We start from the raw sequence: 18964 nt of genomic DNA on the forward strand, positions 1-18964 counted from the left end.
ATAAAAAAATAAATTAATTCTTTTTTTTACTTTTTCATGCTTTTTAAATCATTTAAAGGTTTTTTTTTGATGAAATTTGATTTTTATATAATCTTTATGGTAAACTCCTACTACATTTAATATCTAGGAGGAAGCATGATAAGAATTTTATTATATATTTTCATTATAAGCTGTGGATTTCTGTTGAGTAAATACAAATTAATACCCTTAAAATTAAAAATGAAAACTACTATTTTACAATCCTTTTCTCTTTTCTTTTTATTAGGAGTCATGGGTTATAAAATTGGTAGTGATAATAAAATTATAAAAGAATTTCCAAATCTTGGATTGCAAGCTATTGTTATTGCTTTGTTTTCTATTTTAGGGAGTATTTTTATTACTAAATTTTTCTTTAGAAAAAGAGGTGATAAATAAATGGTAGGAATTTGTTTGTCAATCATCTTTGGAGTTGTTATAGGATTATTTTTTCAAACTCCATTTTTATCTAATTCATCAGATACTTTTATTGATTTAGGTCTTTGTTTACTTTTATTTTTTGTTGGAATTGATATTGGAGATAACTCTTCTGTATTTTCTAATTTAAAAAAATATGGTAAAAAAATATGGCTTCTTCCTCTATCCACAATTTTAGGTTCACTTTTAGGTGGAGTTATCGGCTCTTTATTTCTTCCTATCTCCATTGGTGAAGGTCTTGCTATTTCATCTGGTCTTGGTTGGTATTCTTTATCAGCTATTGAATTATCGAAAATAAGTCCTGAGCTTGGAAGTGTTGCCTTTTTAAGTAACGTTTTCAGAGAGGTTCTTGCTATTTTAACAATTCCTCTTATTGCTAAATCTATTGGAAGCTTCGAATCTATATCTACAGCTGGTGCTACAGCTATGGATACTCTTCTTCCTGTTATAAATAAAAGTAATAGTTCTGATATCTCTGTTATTGCATTTTTTTCAGGTGTTGTTTTAACTACATCTGTTCCTATATTAGTTCCATTAATTGTAAATATTTTTAAACTATAAAAGGACATGAAAAATTCATGTCCTTTTAAAATAATATTAAATCATATATATCCTGTATTCTATATGGACTAGGAAGTTTTGTTTTTAAATTTTCCCAAACTTTTGAAAAAGTTTCTTGATCCATATCTTTTATCTGATTATATGCTTGAGATTTATATAAAATATCTTCTCCACACTTTTTTATTGCATTTAATATTTGAGATTTTATTTTTTTATAATTCTCATCTGTTATTAAAATCAGACTATAATAATCTGCTAATAACTCTCTTTCTACACAATATTCAAGAGTTAATATTTTTCTTATAATTGTTCCTAAATAACCAATTGATAAATTTTTACTAAACATTCCACTTCTCTCACCTTCAACTTCAATAAAAGGTAAAAATATATCTTGATAATGATAATCTTGAACTGATTTTGTAAAAAATAAAAAACTAGAAAAAATAGTTTTTTTCTTTATCTCTTTCTTTAAAAAACTTTTATCAACTTGATAAACAGCACCAACATGGGGAAAAAGAGAAACTGTCAAATCTTCAGAGTGACAAAAATTAACTATATTTTCTTCATAAACTTTATTAGCTTTAATTTTTCTGATAAAATAATCTGCTTGGAATAATTCATTAGTTAAATTATCTACTTTAAATAGTGCATTATAAACTCTATTATTATCTAATAAAGTATTTTTTGTATCATTTGATAATTTACTTAATAAATTTTCAAATTTTGTACTCTTTACAAAATTCTTTATAAATCCTTCGTCTATTTGAGGTGATATTTCAACATTACTTGTTATTAATAGCGTATTGCTATCTTTTATCACTTTTCCTTTTTTCAACTCTTTTAAGAAAAATGATAAATATTCATTTTTAAACTCAATAAAATATTGTTTCTCAATGTCATCTAAGTTTAATTTATCTAAAATTTGATCATAATTAAAAAAATCTAAAATATTTATAATCCCATCTCTATTTATTCCTACAGCATTCCAAGTACATGTATATGGAATAAATCCTCTCTCTTTATCAACCATAATACTTACAAATTGAGCAATTCCACCACCTAAAGAATGCCCTGTTATTGATATCTTTTCTTTAGGAATCTTAAACTCATCATAAATTTTATTAAATACTTCTAAACCATCATAAAATTGTAAAGGTTTAACTCCTAAACCAATTTTTAAATCATTTTCTATAAAATCTTTATAGGCATCTTCTATAGGATATTTCTCACTACCTCTGTAAGAAATAACATATTTATCATATTTAATATTTCTAAAAACTACACTATAAAATCCTGTTGAATCTTTTTCTAAATCAGAAGCTCTCTTACTTTCTACATAAAATATCTCCCAATTATGAAGAATATCCTTAAAAAAATCATAAAATAAATATCTTGTATTTGAATTTGAAAAATAAAATCCATCGCTATCTAATTTTAATGAATCATTCTCTCTGTAAATTTGATCTAAATTTTTTTTATAATCCTCTTGAGAAAAATTACAATAAGAGAGTACACTAAGCAATAGATAGTCTTTAGCTCTTTGCATTATATACCTCCTAATATTTTAAATTTTTAATAGAGATAGAAAAAGATATGTAACACCCATTCCTATTGCGGCACCTATTACGGTTTCTAAAACTGTGTGTATCTTCCCTTCTACTCTTGATTGCAGAACTAAAATTAATAGAAATAAAGAAAGGTAAAATACTCTAACATCGTGTGTTAAAAAAAATATTCCCATGAAAAGTGCTCCACCAAGAGCACTATGTCCACTAGGAATCCCTCCTCTTAAAGGAGTTCCTTTTTTGAAAATACTTTTAATTGCTATTACTAATACTACTATAAATATTATTATAAATATTATTACATTTGCGTAAGATTCTTTTAATAAATCAAAAAAATTATCAAACTCACCTGCTATTCTTTTATGAAATACTAAATATCCAACTATTAAAGCATTAGTTGCTGCTATAAAAACAGCTCCCGCTCCAACATCTTTAGCTCTCTTTGCCAAAATATTATATTCTGGTGAAACTAAATCTACAAAACTTTCTATAGCAGTATTTAAGAGTTCTGCTGTTAAAACAAGGGACATACTAATTGACAACACAATTAACTCCATTCTACTTACACCTAGAAAAATTGAAATCATCAAAACTAATATTGTAGAAAATGCGTGAAATTTCATATTTCTTTCTGTTCTAATAGTTTCTATTATTCCTTCTATTGCTACATTAAAACTTTGTGTTACATCCTGCTTACTCCCCTTATCTTTCATCAGCCCCTCCTTAATCTCTCGTATGACCAAACTTTCCTAAAATCTCTTCTTCTCTAGCTCTCATCTCTTTTTTATCCTCTTCTTCTATATGATCATATCCTAAAAGGTGTAACATTCCATGAGTTAGAACATAAAAAAACTCTCTTCTAAACGAATGATTGTACTCATTACATTGCTCTTCAACTCTTTCTAAAGATATTATTATATCTCCTAATGTATCATATGGTCCAATCATATAATCCTCTGTTTCATGATATGCAAAAGATATTACATCTGTAGGTCTGTCTTTATCTCTAAAATCTCTATTTATTCTTTGAATCTCTTCATTTCCAACTAAAGCTACAGATATATAAACTGGCTTTTCAGATTCAAACTCATCATTTAAAACTTCATAAATATACTCTTTTACTTCTTCTTCATTTATAATTTCATTATATCCCTCTATTTCTAGAGAAAAATCTAATACTACTTCCATACTAACTCCTTTTATTTTTGTCCTGGATACTTTATTCTAACATGATGAATACTCATTAAAACTTTTGTGAAAGTTTTAATAATTATCTCTATCTCTTTAAATGTCAATGCTGCTTCAGATAATTGATTGTCTTCTATTTTAGAATTGATAATTTTTCTTAACATATTTTCAATAGTTATTGGTGTTTTCTCATCTAATGATCTTACAGCTGCTTCTATTGAATCTGCTAGCATAATTATAGCTGACTCTTTACTTCTTGGAATTGGTCCTCCGTATTTGAAATCCTCTTCTATAACAGTTGGATCTAATTGCTTCGCCTTATTATAAAAATATGCTAACATTGTTGTTCCTTGATGTTCAAACATAACATCTCTAATCTCTCTTGGGATTTTATACTCTCTTCCTAGTTCATTACCATCCTTAGTATGAGATGTTATTATTAAAGTACTTAAAAACGGAGATATTTTTGAGTGAGGATTCTCTCCCCCTTCTTGATTTTCTACATAAAATTTAGGTCTTTTCATCTTTCCTATATCATGATAATATGACGCTACTCTTGCAAAAATAGCGTTTGCTCCAATTGCTTCTGCTGCTGCTTCTGATAAAGTTGCAACCATCATCGAATGATGAAATGTTCCTGGAGCTTTCATAGATAAAAGCTTAAGTAATGGATGAGATAAATCTCCTAACTCTAAAAGTCTAAATGTTGTTAAAATATTAAACGTTCTTTCAAAGTATGGTAAAACAGCTATAGCTAACATCCCTGAAAGTAACCCTGAAACAACAATCTCTCCACTTTGTAATACAATTAAGTTCTGCTCTCTTCCTATAAAATAAGTTAATAATAGATATAAAAAGAACTTTGTCACTGCCAATTTCATTCCTAAAGCAATTAACTCCTGTCTTGTTGTTACTTTTTCTATTAAATAAGATCCCATTAAACAAACTAAAAAAGTTACAATAATAAATACCGGATCATAACCTACAATAGGAAATAAAAAAGTAGTTGCCATCAATGTCGCTAAAAAAGCAAAATCTTTAGCAAAAAGTATAGCCATTAAGAAGTACATTGTTTCAAAAGGAACAAAATATATATGATCAGGTTTTGTAAATCTATATGCTAAAAACCCTATTGTATATATCAAAAATAAACTTCTATATATGCTTTTATTTAATATATATTTTTTAAACTTATTAGCTAGCAAGGGATAAAATATAACTGTTAAAATAATTGTGTATAAAAAGTTTGCCATAGAAAATCCTAAGCTTTTTTTATAAGAATAAATTCCAACAGCTTCTAAAAGTTTAGCTCTACTATCAGTTATTATATCACCTTTTTTAACAAGTAAAGTTCCTGCTTTTATATCTAAAATCTGATCATCTATTTGTGATATTTTTTCAGCAATAGAATTTTTAGTTTTAGTTTCGTCATATATATAATTTGCTGTTAAAAAGTTTTCAACAATTTTTTTGTCAAATTCTGGTAGTTCTAAAAATAACTCATCGTTTGGAGGGGAAATTGTTAAACTTCCTTTTTCTCTTATAATACCTGTTGCGTAAGCCTTTGTTAAAAATCCAACAACTCTTTCTTTTGTTTCTAATAACTCTTTTTTATTTAATTGTGTTAACTCTACTATTAACTTAGGAGGCAATTGTTTCCCAATTATATCTTCAACTCTATCTAGATATAATTTATTTTTTTTGAAATTTTTCTTTAATATTTCATCAAAAAGATACTCAGCTCCTGATATATAAACAGTCCCCGCTTGTGGCACGTATATATACTCTTTTTTAGAATTTTCCATAAGATTTTTTATAATATCTTGTTTTTTGTCTCTATCATTAAAAAGAATACTTTTAGGTGAATAGATATCATTTATCGCTACGTCACCCACATCATACTTTTGTCTATTTACTATATAGCCGCTCTTTGAACTAATAACTATTAGCATTATCATTAAAATTAAATAGAAAATCTTCTCTTTTAAATGATAATCTTTAGTATATAATTCAGCATCGTCTGCATTCTTCCTATTAATCTTAAAAGTTAAACTTAGACCAAATAGCTCAATTTTTTTCATATTAGTTACTCCTTTTAGGTTTTAGAAATATCTTTTAAAATCTCTTCTTTACTCAATATTTTTATATTTTTAGTAGGGATAGCTTCTTTAAAATATTTTCCATAACTTTTTGTTATTACTCTATTATCTAATATTGTAACAATTCCTTTATCACTTTTACTTCTAATTAACCTTCCAATTCCTTGTTTAAATTTAATCACAGACTCTGGAATTTGATACTCTACAAATGCATTCTTATTCTGTTGCGTTATATTTTCAATTATTGCTTCTGTCACTGGATCACTTGGAACTTTAAACGGTAATTTTATTAGAACCACTGAACTTAACTGTTCACCTTTTATATCTACACCTTCCCAAAAAGAATCTGTTCCAAATAAAACAGGATTTTTTATATTTTTATATAAATTTACAAGTTGGGTTCTAGGTGCTTGTCCTTGAATCAAAAGATTTAATCCAGAACTTTCTAATTCATCTTTTATCATATAATACATATAGTTTAAAGTACTATATGAAGTAAATAGTATAAAACATTTTCCTGAAGTTTTCAATATTAAATTTTTTAAAAAATCTTTAATGCTATCAATAAATTTAGGATCACTTGGATTCAATAGGTCTTTAGGTAAATATACAGTCATTTGATTATCGTAATCAAATGGTGAATGAATAACTTTCTCTAAAGTTTTCTCTTTTAAACCAACACTTTCTTTAAAATAAGAAAAGTCATTTCCTATTGCTATTGTTGCAGATGTAAAAATCATCTGCTTCAAATTTGCATATAGATTTTTATCCAACTCTCCATCTATTTTCAAAGGAGTAGCAACTAACTTGGAATTACTTTTTTTTCCATTTACTTCTGCCCAATATATAAACTTATCATCATCTAATGAATTTATGAATTTTAAATTTTCAAAAAAACCATCCAATCTGTCTATATATCTAGAAAAATCACTAATATATCCCTCTTTATCCTCTATATCTTTAATTTTCCCTAAAATTGTTCTGACTTTTTTTAAGTAAGATGATAAATCAACAACAAACTCATCTTTTAAATTATCTAACTGATTATAAAAAACCGCTTTTTCAAACTCATTCTTTTTTAATCTATAAGTTATGCTACTCATTTGTCCTTTAGAAAAAATTTCAATTATAAAATTAAAATATGCTCTACCTGAATTAAATAGATTACGATGTCTCAATTTTATATCATTCTCTAAATCTGATTCAATTCCTTTTTTTCCATCATAGTCACAACTTTTTAAATAATTTATAAAAACATCTAAACTTCCTGTACCTCTTTTTTTAGATTTCTCCATTGTATATATTTGATTCATAGTTTTAGTAAAACCATATTTAGAAACTTCGTATGAAAAATAATCTCTAGCAACTTTTTCAACATTATGTGCCTCATCAAATACCGCTAATTCATACTCTGGTAAAATTGAGTACTCAGTATTAAATCCAATCTCTTTTCTTATTGCCAGATCAGAAAAATACATATGATGATTAGTTATTAAAATATCCGCCTTCTTTTTTTCATCTCTCGCTTTTAAAAAATAACATTCTGATTTAAATGCACATTTATTTCCTGCACACATATCACTTTCACTTTGGAAATGCTCCCAAATTGAATAATCTACCTCAAATGGAAGTTCAGCTTTATCCCCAGTTTCAGTCTTTCCACCCCATTTTAAAACCTCTTTAAATTGAGATTTCTGACTTTGACTATACTCTTCAAAATCAACAATATCTCCTGTAGCCACGTTATGTAACTTTCTATTACATAAATAATTTCCTCTTCCTTTAACTAAAACATAGTTAAAATCTCCTTGGATAACCTTTTTAGCTATAGGAATATCTTTATTTAAAAGTTGTTCTTGTAAATTTATTGTATTAGTACTTATAACAACTCTTTTTTTATTCTTTATACTCCACTCTATTGCAGGAATCAAATAACCTAATGTTTTTCCTGTTCCCGTTCCTGCTTCAACAATTACTTTTGTCTCTGTATTTAATCCATTCTCAATTACCTCAGCCATCTCTAACTGTTCATTTCTATATTCAAACTCTTTAAATACATTTGCTAAAAGACCTTGTTTTTCAAAATATGGCTTTATATCTATTTTTATATTTTTCTTTTGAATCAGTTCAACTATTACATATATGTCAGACAAATTATTATCTACAATATATGATCCTCCATCTAATTTATTTGAATATATAGCTGCAATCTCTACATCTGGATCTGATGGATATAAATGGCCTGATGGATGATTATGTATTATTACTTCACCTTTTCTCATCCCTTTTAATATAGCAGGTACTGAATACTTGTTCCCCCTTGCTAATACTTCGACTTCTGTTACTACTCCTTCTTCATCTGGAATTCCTCTGAAAAATATTTCGTTACCATCGACTTTTTCTATCTCTAGCTTCATTTTATCTCTAGCTTCTAAAGATATTTTATCTTCTATATTCATTCTTATCCTTTCTTTGTTTATTATATTCTCACTCTAATATAATACTCTTTTTTTGAGAAAATATAAATTATTTTTTTATTTATCTTCTTTTTTCCTAATAAATATGTTAAAATATTTTAGGTCCATTGTAAATATTGTGTCTCTTTTTATGCTTACCTGTCAAATTAAAATACTTGTACTCAGTACGATATTCATATTGACATAGATCGTTATTTATGTTATTATGTTATGAAAATTTTATTTAAAATTAAAGGGAGGTTTTTGATTTGGCACATTCAAAATCAGCAAAAAAGAGAGTTTTAGTAGCAGAGAGAAACAGAGAGAGAAATCAAGCTGTAAAATCTAGAGTAAAAACAATGCTTAAGAGAGTTTTAGTAGCAGTAGAAACTAAAGAGGTTGAAGCTGCAAACGCTGCTTTATCAATAGCTTATAAAGAGTTAGATAAAGCTGTAAGCAAAGGAATTATGAAAAAGAATACAGCATCTAGAAGAAAAGCTAGATTAGCTGCAAAAGTTAACGCTTTATAATCAATGCTATTAAAGTAAAACTGGGGACATCCCCAGTTTTATTTTTTATTTTTGAGGAGGCTTTATGATTAAACTTATTGTTTTAGATGTTGACGGAACTCTTACTGATGGGAAGCTTTATGTAACAAATTTTGGTGATGAAATGAAAGCTTTTAATGTTAAAGATGGATTAGGAATTACCCAAGCTATTTCTCAAGGTAAAGAGGTTGCTATCATCACAGGAAAAACATCTCAAATAGTTACTAAACGTTGCCAAGAACTTGGAATAAAAGAGATTCATCAAGGTATTAAAAATAAAATAGCAACTCTTGATTTAATATTAGAAAAATATTCTATTTCTTATGATAATGTTGCTTATATGGGTGATGATCTAATTGATTTGGCAGTTATGAAAAAATGTAAACTAACAGGAGCACCTAAAGATTCAGTTGAAGAGATTCTTAAGATTTCTGATTTTATTTCAACTAAAAATGGTGGCGATGGAGCTGTTAGAGAGTTTATAGAATATATTTTAAAAAAAGAAAATCTATGGAGTAATGTTGTTAATCACTTTATTCCCACAGAACAATAAAAAATAGCTGAACCTCAGCTATTTTTTTTTGTAAATATAACGCAACATAAATATGAAGTTATTGGTACTGCAACTAAAATTCCTATACTTCCTGCAAAAGCTCTTATAATATCAGCTGCTACAGATTCAAAGTTTAAAATTCTAATCAATGGAAACTGCTCTTTTTGCAAATATATAAATAAAGTCGATAATATTCCACTTCCTATATAAGCCAGTATTAACGTGTTTACCATTGTCCCTATAATATCCTCACCTATTCTCATTCCTGATTCGAAAATCTCTTTTTGGGCTATATCAGAGCTCCTCTTTTTCAATTCTGTGAGAGCTGACGATATTGACATTGATACATCCATAACAGCTCCCATACTTCCCAATATAACTCCAGCAGATATTATTTCTCTAATTTTTATTCCTTGAAGTAATGTTGAATAATTTAATGCTTCTACTGAAACAAATCCTGTCATAGCCATTTTATATGAAAAATACATTGATACTATACCTGCTATTACTACTCCTGATACAGCACCTAATATAGCTACTAATCCTTTTTGTGAAAATCCCGTAGTTAAAAATATTGTAATTGTAGAACATAATAAAGCACAAAATGTCGAAATTAAAATTGGAGAATATCCATTTGATATTAAAGGTAAAAAAATATTATATATTATTCCTACTACAATTATTAAGGATAAAATAGCTTTTATTCCTTTATATCTTGCAATTATAACTGTTAACAGTATAAATATTCCTACAATATAAAATATTGATTCTCTTTTATCTATATCCACTATATAATATGTATTATTATTTAATTCACTCATCTCTTTGTACAATACTACATCTTGATTTTCTCGTATAAAAATATTATAAGCTTTTTCTAAATAAACTGGAGACTGAATTAAAATCTCCTTATTTTTATCTTCGCCCTCTAAAATTTTTACTCTATACTCTTCAATCTCTTTTATTCCATCTTGCCCACTATATCCACTCTTTTTTGTACTCTCTAAATATAAAATTTTACCTTTTACGTACTCCTCTTGAGTTTGATATTTATCATCATAATCTATTTCTTGGGCAAATATTCCAGTGGAAAATATTATTAAAAATAATATACAAATTTTTTTCATACACTCTCCCCTTTTATTTTATAAAAAAAAACGAGGAAAACTTCCTCGTTTTAATATTACTTTCTGATTCCTAATTTAGCAATAAGAGCTCTGTATCCTTCGATATCTTTGCTCATTAAGTAGCTTAAAAGTCTCTTTCTTTTTCCAACCATTTTTAATAATCCTAATCTTGAGTGGAAGTCCTTCTTGTGAGTTCTTAAGTGATTAGTTAAGTGGTTGATTTGTGCAGTTAAGATAGCGATTTGAACCTCTGTAGATCCTGTATCTTTTCCGTCTTTTCCGTAAGTACTGATGATTTCTGCTTTGTTTATAGCCATTTTATTTCCTCCTGAATATTTAATATCTAAGCCAAGATTTACGGGGCTTAATCGTAAATCCTAGCATAGATTGTTATCATTATAACATAATATTTTATTTTAGTAAAGTCTAATTTTCAGTCTTTTCTTCTTTTGAATCCTCTAAAACTGATTGAGAAGCTTTTTGCTTTAATTCCTCTCTTAGCTTATTTTCTTCCTCTTTTAAATCAGCTAATTTCTCTTCTATTTTATTTTCATCTTCTAATCTTTTTACAGTTTTTCCTTTTAACATCTCATCTAACTCTTCACCTGTTATAGTTTCTAATCTTAATAGTGCTTGAGTTATGCTCTCTAATGTTTCTCTATTTTCAGTTAAAATCTCTTTTGCTTTATTATAAGCAGTCGTTACTAATCTTCTTATTTCATCATCTATCTCTTTTGAAGTTGTTTCACCATAAAGTTTTTGTTGGAACATATCTCCATCACGAGTTGCATCTAGCATTATTGGTCCAAATTTATCACTCATACCGTATTTAGTTACCATTGCATGAGCTATTGCTGTAGCCCTTTCTATATCATTACTAGCTCCTGTTGTTATATCTCCAAATACAACTTCCTCTGATGCTCTTCCTCCTAAAAGAGTTACAAGTTCAGATAAAAATTCATTTTTAGATTTCAAATATCTATCCTCTGTTGGAAGAGTCATTGTATATCCTAAAGCAGCCATCCCTCTAGGAATTATCGTTACTTTATGAACTGGCTCCGTATGAGGTGATAATCTTTGAGTCATAGCATGTCCAACCTCATGATAAGCAACTATAATTCTTTCTTTTTGAACTGCCATTCTTGACTTTCTCTCTGGTCCTATTGTAACCTTTTCTGAAGCCTCTTCTAAGTCTGACATATTTATCTCAGCTCTACCAGCTCTTGCAGCTAATATTGCAGCTTCATTTAACATATTAGCAATATCTGCTCCAACAAAACCAGGCGTTTTTCTTGCTATTACATCAAAATCTACATCTGGTGCAAACTTTTTATTTCTCGAGTGAACTTTTAATATAGCTTCTCTACCCTTTATATCAGGTCTATCAACTACTACCTGTCTATCAAATCTTCCTGGTCTCATCAAAGCTTTATCTAATATTTCAGGTCTATTTGTTGCTGCTAAAACTATTATTGTTTCGTCGCTTCCAAATCCATCCATTTCTACTAGAAGTTGGTTAAGTGTTTGTTCTCTTTCATCATTTCCTCCACCTTGACCACTTCCTCTTTTTCTACCTACAGCATCAATCTCATCTATAAAAATTATACATGGAGAGTTTTTTCTAGCTTTTGAAAATAGATCTCTAACTCTTGAAGCTCCAACTCCAACAAACATTTCTACGAATTCTGATCCTGACATACTGAAGAATGGAACTCCAGCTTCTCCAGCTACAGCTTTAGCTAAAAGTGTTTTACCTGTTCCTGGAGCACCTAGTAATAAAACTCCTTTTGGAATTTTAGCACCTAAATTTTTAAATTTATCAGGTTCTTTTAAAAATTGAACAATCTCTTCTAACTCAACTTTTGCCTCATCTATTCCAGCTACGTCAGCAAAAGTAACTTGAGATACATTTTCACCATTTTCCTTAGCTTTTGATTTTCCCATATTGAAAACTTGTGGTCCTCCACCGCTTCCTTTATTCATCTTATTAAGCATAAAAATCCAAATTCCAATTAACAGCAACATTGGGAACCAAGATGCTAACATATTTAATAAAAATGGTAACTCCTGTGGTGGTAAAGATTGAATTTGAATATTTTTATTTTCTATTAGATCAACTAGTTGTAAATCTCCTCCTAGTCTATCTGTTATCATTCTAGCTTTTACAGCAGATGCATCTTTTTCAGCAGTATACCCGTATATATACCCTTCTCTTTCATCTACTCTAACTAACTTATTATCTTTTACATCTTGTAAAAAATCTGTGTAACTTATTGTTTTTATATTTGTTGAATCTGACTTAGAAAACATTGTCGGAAGAGATAAAATTATTGTCACTATAAATAATAACATTACAAACCCTTTTAAGTTAAATCTTCCACCCAACTCCCTTGAGTCATTTGAATCTTTATCTTGTTTTCCTTTATCTATACCCTCTTTTAATTTTTCTTTAATTTTTCTTTTTCTTTCCTCTAACTCTTCTTTTTCTTTTTCTTCATTTGATTTTTTGTCATTGTCTTTCTCAGCTTCATCATCGTCGCTTTCATCTTTTTTTGGCTCCTCTTCAATGAAGTTATACAATGCCATTTTTTCATTATTTTCTCTATTCTTCATCTTGCCTCCTTATGATTAGCTTAATTCCCTTTTTATTTTCTTCACTCTTGAAACTTTCACTCTTTTTTACACCTGAAGCCCAAACGATTTCACCGTTCTTTACTATTAATGGTATTTCTCCCCTTAAATCTTTGGGAACTTTCTCATTTATAAAAACATCTTTTAATTTTTTATATGATTCCATTCCTAAAGGTCTTATCTTATCCCCATCCTTTCTCATTCTAATCTCTATAGTGTCACCTATTTTTAAATTTGTTAAAAATTCATTTTTACCAAAACTTTTATTATCCTCTATAGCTTCTACAATATAGCTATTAAAAATGATTTTAAACGGTATTTTTTCTGTAACTAATTCATTAACTTTTTCTAAATTATCTTTTTTTTCCTTTTCTATCCAAATATTTTTATATTGTTTTTTCAGTATGAAACCTTTTTCTAATTTTATTACCTTACTTCCATTACTATTCAATAGTTTTATAATGTTTCCTATTTTTTCTCTTGAACCTTCTAGATTATATTTTTTTAAATACTCATTAATTATCTTTCTTTGGATATAATTTTCTTCTAATTCAATTAAATCTATATTTAAAGACCATCTATTTTCTCTAAACTCTTCATATTTTTTTAAATCAATTTCTAGTATTTTATTTACTTCTTTAATTTCTGAAATCAAATTAAAAATTTTATCTTTAAAATTATTATTATATCTTTTTTCAATCCAAGGTATCAAATCTAATCTTATACTATTTCTTGTAAAGTCATTTTCAAAATTAGTTTCATCTATTCTATATTTAATTTTATTTTCATCTAAGAATTCTAAAATATTATTTTTATAGACCTCATTTATTGGTCTGATAATATTTTCTCTATTTGGAATTCCTTCTAAGCCTTCTAAAGATGAACCTCTAATAAGTCTAAATAGAAATGTTTCGATCTGATCGTCTAAATTGTGAGCTATTGCTATTTTATTGCCTGAAATCTTTTTCAATATATCCTTAAAAAATTCATATCTAATAAACCTTCCAGCTTCTTCTAAACCTATATTATTTTCTTTAGCAATCTCTTCTATTGAAGCTCTTTTTACAAAAATTGGTATATTTAATCTCTCACTACATTCAATACTAAATTTTTCATCTGTATCTGAATTTTCTCCTCTTAACAAGTGATTTACATGAGCTAAAACAAACTCAAAATTTATCTCTTTTTTAGCATAATTTAGAGCTTCTAATAAAAATACTGAATCTGGGCCTCCTGAAAAACCAAGAACTATTTTGTCGCCCTCTTCTATTAATTTTTCATCTTTTATTTTTTTCAAAATTTTTTTTAACATAATTTTATCCTTTAAAACAGTATTTTATAGAATTATACCATATAGAGCTTCTTTTTAAAACTCTTTTTACCTCTTATTTTTAACTAAAAAGTTTCTAAAATTGTTTTTTTCTTTGTATAGTTAAAAAATATTTCAATCTCTCCAACTTTGTTATTTAATACATCATAATTAAATTTTTCAAACTCAGTCTTTTTATATCCCTCTCTCGAAGATATAAAATCTTTTTCAATTATTATATTATTATATTTTTCTTTATCTTTATTAGAAATAAACCATTCAGGATATACCCCTGGCTTTCCTAAAAGTAAATAATCTAATTTTAAATACTCTATAAAAATATTTTTTCCTTGAAAATTTTTCTCTTCAAAAAATTTAACTAAATTATTAAAAATAGATACAACCTTATGTCCTAATCCCAATAGATTTTGTTTATCATAATAATTTGAAATATCTTCAAAAAAGTCAAATGGTCTTTCATAATAATTTTCTATTATAAACTTTACCGAATATTTAAATTTCTCAGAATTATAATAATAATCTAGCATTTTTTCCACATTTTTTAATTTTACTAACTCTTCATACTTTATAAAACAATTAGATAGTACTTCATATGGAGGAAACTCTATATATTTATAGTCATATCTCTCTATTTCTCCTGCTATTTTTGTTCCACTTAAAATTTTCAAGAAACCAAGCTGAATCATTTCAGCATCTAAATCATATACATAATCAAATGAATCTTTAAATGTATCATATGTATCATATGGTAAGCCTGCTATTAAATCCACATGTAAATGAATATTTTTAGATACTGCTTTAATATTATTTCTTAATCTTTCTAGTAGGTTTCTTCTATTTATGCTATCCATTGTTTCTTTATTAATACTTTGAACTCCCACCTCAAATTGAAAGTAGCCTTCAGGAACTTTCTTTAAAAAAGTAATAATCTCATCATCAAAAATATTAGCATTTATTTCAAAATGAAATGTTACCCCTTCTTTATAATTTTCCAATAAATATTCCCAAATTCCTAAATATCTCTCTTTTCTTAAATTATAAGTTCTATCTACAAATTTTACTAATTCTACTCCAGAATCTAAAAATCTTTTCAAGTCACTTTTTACTCTTTCTAAAGATAAATATCTCACTCCTTTATCTATTGATGATAAACAATAAGAACAACTAAAAGGACATCCTCTACTTGATTCATAATATAATATTTTTATATTTTCTTTTAACTCAACATCACTATATGGAAATGGTATTGTATCTAAATCTTCGATTGGAAATTCATCTCCTAAATATATAAACTCATCATCGTTTAGAAATGCTACCCCTCTTTGATTTTTATTTTCGTTAGTTAAAAAATTTAAAAGTACTTTTTCTCCCTCACCTACTAAGACAAAATCAATAGCTTTATTTTTTTCTAATGATTCTTTTGCATTATAACTAACTTCAGGTCCCCCAAGAGTTATTGTTATATTGGGCATTATTTTTTTCAACTCTTTTATGATATTAAAAACATATTCTTTATTCCAAATATATGTTGAAAAAATATAGTGATCTCCTTTCAATCTAAAAAGATCTGTTATTATACTTTGAATTTGATTGTTTATATTACTCTCATATAATTCTATATTTAAATCACTATATTTTTCTATATAATTTTTTAAATATCTAATTGCTAAATTTGTATGAATAAATTGACTATTTATTCCAACTAAAATTACTTTCTCCATGTTTACACTTCTCTCCTAACTACTTATTAGTTTTTTTTTGAACTTCTAAATGTTCTTTATATGTTTTTGTAAATGTGTGCTTCCCACTACTAGTTACTACAAAAAATAGATAATCTGTTTTAGCTGGATTTATTGCTGCCATAACAGAATTATAATCTGGATTAGATATTGGCCCTGGTGGTAACCCTTTATACAGATACGTATTGTATGGAGAATCTATCTTTAAATCTTTATAATACATCCTTCTTTTACTGTAATCATATACATAATTTACCGTTGCATCTGAACCTAATTTCATCCCTTTTTTTAAACGATTATAAAAAACTGATGACATTAGAGGCTTTTCATCTTTTAACTGTGCTTCCCTTTCGATAATTGATGCCATGATTAATTGCTCATAAAACTTTTTTTTATCAGGATATTTTTCTGGAGGAAACTTTTTTAAAAACTCTCCTGTCATTGCTTTTACTATCTCATTTTCATTTGTATCTACTGAAAGATAATAAGTTTCTGGATATAAATATCCTTCATAATCTCCATTAGGCGTTAAATATGGAAAGTCTTTTATATTTTCCAACGCTTTTTTTAACCCTTCTTCTGTTCCAATACCTCTATCTTGAAGTAATCTTCCTATCTCTTTTATTGAATATCCCTCTGGTATTGTTAGTATAGTGTACTTTACTCTACCATCTTCCATCATCTGAAGTATATCTTTATATGAGTATTTTCCATTAAATTCATAGAATCCAGCCTTTATATTTTTACCTGAATTTTTTTCATATTTTAAAAATATTTTAAAAATCATCGATTTATCAATACCTAATTTATTGAAAACACTAGTTAAACTTGTACCCTGTTTCAAATTAACTTGAATATTATAATCTCTTTTCTCCTCTATTTTTATTGAATAAAATTTAAAAAGAGCCACTGGTATTGTCAATATTAAAAATAACAATATTAAGATTTTCTTTTTCATAATACTCTCCCATTTTTATGTTGAAAAAAGCTGTACTTTGGTTTCCCTAGTTACAGCTTTTTTATTTTTATTCAATTACTTTCTTGATTGTTTTGCTTTTTCAATTAAAGGCTTCTTTCCTTTTCTATCTTGTTGGAAGATATCAACTATAGTTTCAGCCTCAACAAATGGAACAGAAACAAATGAGAAGTTCTCATATACTTCTACACCTTTTAATTTTGATTCGTGAACTTTAGTCTTTTTAGATATTAAATCAACTAATTTTCTAGGAGTCATTTTATCTTTTTTACCAAGAGCTATAAATAATCTTGTTTTTCCTGTTTTATCAAGCGAAACACTTTCTATATCAGAGTAGTTTGTTTCCTCTAACTCTTCATCATAGAAGTTCTTTAATATACCTGCTATAATTTCAATTGGAGTTGTCTCTTGAGTTAATAACTCTTTTGCCATATCATAATAAGATTCTGCATCTCCATTTGCTATAATGTTCTTTACGCTATCAAACAATCTTGTTTTCTTAGCTAAGATTACATCTTTTACTCCAGGAACTTGCTCTTTTTTAATCTCTGTTTTTGTTATTCTTTGAATCTGAAGTAACTTTCTATACTCAGATGGAGTTATAAATGTTATTGCAGTACCTTGCTTTCCAGCTCTTCCTGTTCTTCCAATTCTATGTACATAGCTTTCTGCTTCTTGAGGAATTGCATAGTTTATAACGTGAGTTAAATCATTTACATCTATTCCTCTTGCTGCTACGTCTGTTGCAATAAGAATATTTAAGTTTTTATTTTTAAATCTTCTTAAAGTAACCTCTCTATGATTTTGACTGATATCTCCGTGTAATCCTTCAACATCATATCCTCTATCTTGTAATTTTCCTACAAGTTCATTTACATCATTTTTAGTTCTACAGAATACAATTCCATAAAAATCTAACTCAATATCAATTATTCTACATAAAGCTTCAAATTTATCTTTCTCTTTTACTTCAAAGTAAATTTGCTCTGTTAAGTTTGTTGTTAACTCTTTTTTCTTAACTGCTAATACTTCATGCTCTCTCATATGTGATTTTGCTATTTTTAAAATTTCTGTTGGCATAGTTGCTGAGAAGAATAACATTCTTTTATCATCATTAGTTTGAGTTAAAATATGCTCGATATCCTCAACAAATCCCATATTTAACATCTCATCTGCTTCGTCTAATATGAAATAATCAATGTTATTTAATTTTAAAACCTGTCTGTTCATTAAATCCATTACTCTTCCAGGAGTACCTACAACAATATCAACACCCTTGTTAAGTTGTCTTTTTTGTTGCTCTAATGATTGTCCACCATAAACTGGAATTATTTTTAATTTTCTTCCGTGTGCTAGTGAGTTCATCTCTTCTGCTACTTGAACCGCTAACTCTCTTGTTGGTGCTAATATTATAGCTTGTACATGTCCTGTACTTTTCTCTATTTTTTCAAGAATTGGTAAAGAGAACGCTGCAGTTTTTCCTGTTCCTGTTTGTGCTTGACCAATTATGTCCTTTTCTCCATTTAATAATGCTGGTATAGTTAAAGCCTGTATTGGACTTGGCTGTTCAAAACCTTTTTTTTCTAGAGGCTTTAAAGTTTTTTCAGTTAAACCTAAATCTCTAAATGTTAATATTTTTTCCATATTCACTTCCTTAAATTATTTATATTCATTCATTAGATTATAACATAGATTTATAAAAATGTGTACTTTTTTTAAATTTTTATTTATTAGTTAT

16 protein-coding genes are annotated in these 18964 nt (G+C 27.3%); 4 read left to right on the top strand and 12 right to left on the bottom strand.

The annotated features are described in order from the left end of the window. Positions 1–135 precede the first annotated feature (135 nt). Together ACRC8M_RS02140 and ACRC8M_RS02145 are read left to right on the top strand one after the other, a co-directional pair. Entirely contained in the window at positions 136–414 is a 279-nt protein-coding gene (locus ACRC8M_RS02140) for a LysO family transporter (protein WP_438527631.1), read from the top strand. Continuing rightward, positions 415–1014, top strand: coding sequence for a lysine exporter LysO family protein (locus ACRC8M_RS02145; protein ID WP_438527632.1), 600 nt, complete (start codon positions 415–417; stop codon positions 1012–1014). Between the two features lie 25 nt (positions 1015–1039). Here ACRC8M_RS02145 and ACRC8M_RS02150 read toward each other — a convergent pair whose 3' ends face one another. From ACRC8M_RS02150 to ACRC8M_RS02170, 5 genes are read right to left on the bottom strand one after another with little or no spacing between them, the layout of a single operon-like run. Continuing rightward, positions 1040–2560, bottom strand: a complete 1521-nt coding sequence (locus ACRC8M_RS02150; protein WP_438527633.1) for a hypothetical protein — start codon at positions 2558–2560, stop codon at positions 1040–1042. 18 nt (positions 2561–2578) lie between these two features. Continuing rightward, on the bottom strand, positions 2579–3292 hold the full coding sequence (locus ACRC8M_RS02155) for a diacylglycerol kinase (RefSeq protein ID WP_438527634.1): 714 nt from the start codon (positions 3290–3292) through the stop codon (positions 2579–2581). Positions 3293–3302: 10 nt separating this feature from the next. Next, positions 3303–3767, bottom strand: coding sequence for an rRNA maturation RNase YbeY (gene ybeY / locus ACRC8M_RS02160; protein WP_438527635.1), 465 nt, complete (start codon positions 3765–3767; stop codon positions 3303–3305). A gap of 11 nt (positions 3768–3778) precedes the next feature. Next, positions 3779–5848: an HD family phosphohydrolase gene (locus ACRC8M_RS02165; RefSeq protein ID WP_438527636.1), complete on the bottom strand. Its 2070-nt coding sequence runs from the start codon at positions 5846–5848 to the stop codon at positions 3779–3781. Between the two features lie 14 nt (positions 5849–5862). Beyond that, positions 5863–8325, bottom strand: a complete 2463-nt coding sequence (locus ACRC8M_RS02170) for a helicase C-terminal domain-containing protein (RefSeq protein WP_438527637.1) — start codon at positions 8323–8325, stop codon at positions 5863–5865. A 266-nt stretch (positions 8326–8591) separates the two neighbouring features. Here ACRC8M_RS02170 and rpsT point away from each other — a divergent pair, with 266 nt between their 5' ends. Together rpsT and ACRC8M_RS02180 are read left to right on the top strand one after the other, a co-directional pair. Further along, on the top strand, positions 8592–8852 hold the full coding sequence (rpsT, locus tag ACRC8M_RS02175; protein ID WP_438527638.1) for a 30S ribosomal protein S20: 261 nt from the start codon (positions 8592–8594) through the stop codon (positions 8850–8852). 64 nt (positions 8853–8916) lie between these two features. Beyond that, complete coding sequence (locus ACRC8M_RS02180) at positions 8917–9423, top strand: KdsC family phosphatase (RefSeq protein WP_438527639.1); 507 nt, start codon at positions 8917–8919, stop codon at positions 9421–9423. A 14-nt stretch (positions 9424–9437) separates the two neighbouring features. On the opposite strand, the gene ACRC8M_RS02185 is transcribed toward ACRC8M_RS02180, so the two are convergent. The 7 genes from ACRC8M_RS02185 to ACRC8M_RS02215 all read right to left on the bottom strand — a co-directional run bounded on the left by ACRC8M_RS02185 (position 9438) and on the right by ACRC8M_RS02215 (position 18870). After that, on the bottom strand, positions 9438–10550 hold the full coding sequence (locus ACRC8M_RS02185; protein ID WP_438527640.1) for a YibE/F family protein: 1113 nt from the start codon (positions 10548–10550) through the stop codon (positions 9438–9440). 56 nt (positions 10551–10606) lie between these two features. Beyond that, positions 10607–10867 carry a 30S ribosomal protein S15 gene (rpsO, locus tag ACRC8M_RS02190; protein ID WP_438527641.1) on the bottom strand — a complete coding sequence of 87 codons (261 nt, stop codon included), beginning with the start codon at positions 10865–10867 and terminating at the stop codon, positions 10607–10609. Positions 10868–10976: 109 nt separating this feature from the next. After that, on the bottom strand, positions 10977–13163 hold the full coding sequence (gene ftsH / locus ACRC8M_RS02195) for an ATP-dependent zinc metalloprotease FtsH (RefSeq protein WP_438527642.1): 2187 nt from the start codon (positions 13161–13163) through the stop codon (positions 10977–10979). Further along, positions 13153–14493 carry a tRNA lysidine(34) synthetase TilS gene (gene tilS, locus ACRC8M_RS02200; protein WP_438527643.1) on the bottom strand — a complete coding sequence of 447 codons (1341 nt, stop codon included), beginning with the start codon at positions 14491–14493 and terminating at the stop codon, positions 13153–13155. Before tilS ends, ftsH begins: the two co-directional genes overlap by 11 nt. 83 nt (positions 14494–14576) lie before the next feature. Then, the gene (locus ACRC8M_RS02205) at positions 14577–16232 is read right to left on the bottom strand and encodes a DUF4080 domain-containing protein (RefSeq protein WP_438527644.1); all 1656 of its coding nucleotides are present in this window, start codon (positions 16230–16232) and stop codon (positions 14577–14579) included. Positions 16233–16251: 19 nt separating this feature from the next. Further along, on the bottom strand, positions 16252–17208 hold the full coding sequence (mltG, locus tag ACRC8M_RS02210; protein WP_438527645.1) for an endolytic transglycosylase MltG: 957 nt from the start codon (positions 17206–17208) through the stop codon (positions 16252–16254). Between the two features lie 75 nt (positions 17209–17283). Then, positions 17284–18870, bottom strand: a complete 1587-nt coding sequence (locus ACRC8M_RS02215) for a DEAD/DEAH box helicase (protein ID WP_438527646.1) — start codon at positions 18868–18870, stop codon at positions 17284–17286. Between the last annotated feature and the right edge of the window lie 94 nt (positions 18871–18964).

This window comes from Cetobacterium sp., assembly GCF_051653945.1.
Classification (GTDB): domain Bacteria; phylum Fusobacteriota; class Fusobacteriia; order Fusobacteriales; family Fusobacteriaceae; genus Cetobacterium_A.

Coding starts and splice junctions, on each gene's coding strand:
- ACRC8M_RS02140 (WP_438527631.1), top strand. CDS start 136: ATGATAAGAATTTTATTATATATTTTCATTATAAGCTGTGGATTTCTG.
- ACRC8M_RS02145 (WP_438527632.1), top strand. CDS start 415: ATGGTAGGAATTTGTTTGTCAATCATCTTTGGAGTTGTTATAGGATTA.
- ACRC8M_RS02150 (WP_438527633.1), bottom strand. CDS start 2,560: ATGCAAAGAGCTAAAGACTATCTATTGCTTAGTGTACTCTCTTATTGT.
- ACRC8M_RS02155 (WP_438527634.1), bottom strand. CDS start 3,292: ATGAAAGATAAGGGGAGTAAGCAGGATGTAACACAAAGTTTTAATGTA.
- ybeY (WP_438527635.1), bottom strand. CDS start 3,767: ATGGAAGTAGTATTAGATTTTTCTCTAGAAATAGAGGGATATAATGAA.
- ACRC8M_RS02165 (WP_438527636.1), bottom strand. CDS start 5,848: ATGAAAAAAATTGAGCTATTTGGTCTAAGTTTAACTTTTAAGATTAAT.
- ACRC8M_RS02170 (WP_438527637.1), bottom strand. CDS start 8,325: ATGAATATAGAAGATAAAATATCTTTAGAAGCTAGAGATAAAATGAAG.
- ACRC8M_RS02180 (WP_438527639.1), top strand. CDS start 8,917: ATGATTAAACTTATTGTTTTAGATGTTGACGGAACTCTTACTGATGGG.
- ACRC8M_RS02185 (WP_438527640.1), bottom strand. CDS start 10,550: ATGAAAAAAATTTGTATATTATTTTTAATAATATTTTCCACTGGAATA.
- rpsO (WP_438527641.1), bottom strand. CDS start 10,867: ATGGCTATAAACAAAGCAGAAATCATCAGTACTTACGGAAAAGACGGA.
- ftsH (WP_438527642.1), bottom strand. CDS start 13,163: ATGAAGAATAGAGAAAATAATGAAAAAATGGCATTGTATAACTTCATT.
- tilS (WP_438527643.1), bottom strand. CDS start 14,493: ATGTTAAAAAAAATTTTGAAAAAAATAAAAGATGAAAAATTAATAGAA.
- ACRC8M_RS02205 (WP_438527644.1), bottom strand. CDS start 16,232: ATGGAGAAAGTAATTTTAGTTGGAATAAATAGTCAATTTATTCATACA.
- mltG (WP_438527645.1), bottom strand. CDS start 17,208: ATGAAAAAGAAAATCTTAATATTGTTATTTTTAATATTGACAATACCA.
- ACRC8M_RS02215 (WP_438527646.1), bottom strand. CDS start 18,870: ATGGAAAAAATATTAACATTTAGAGATTTAGGTTTAACTGAAAAAACT.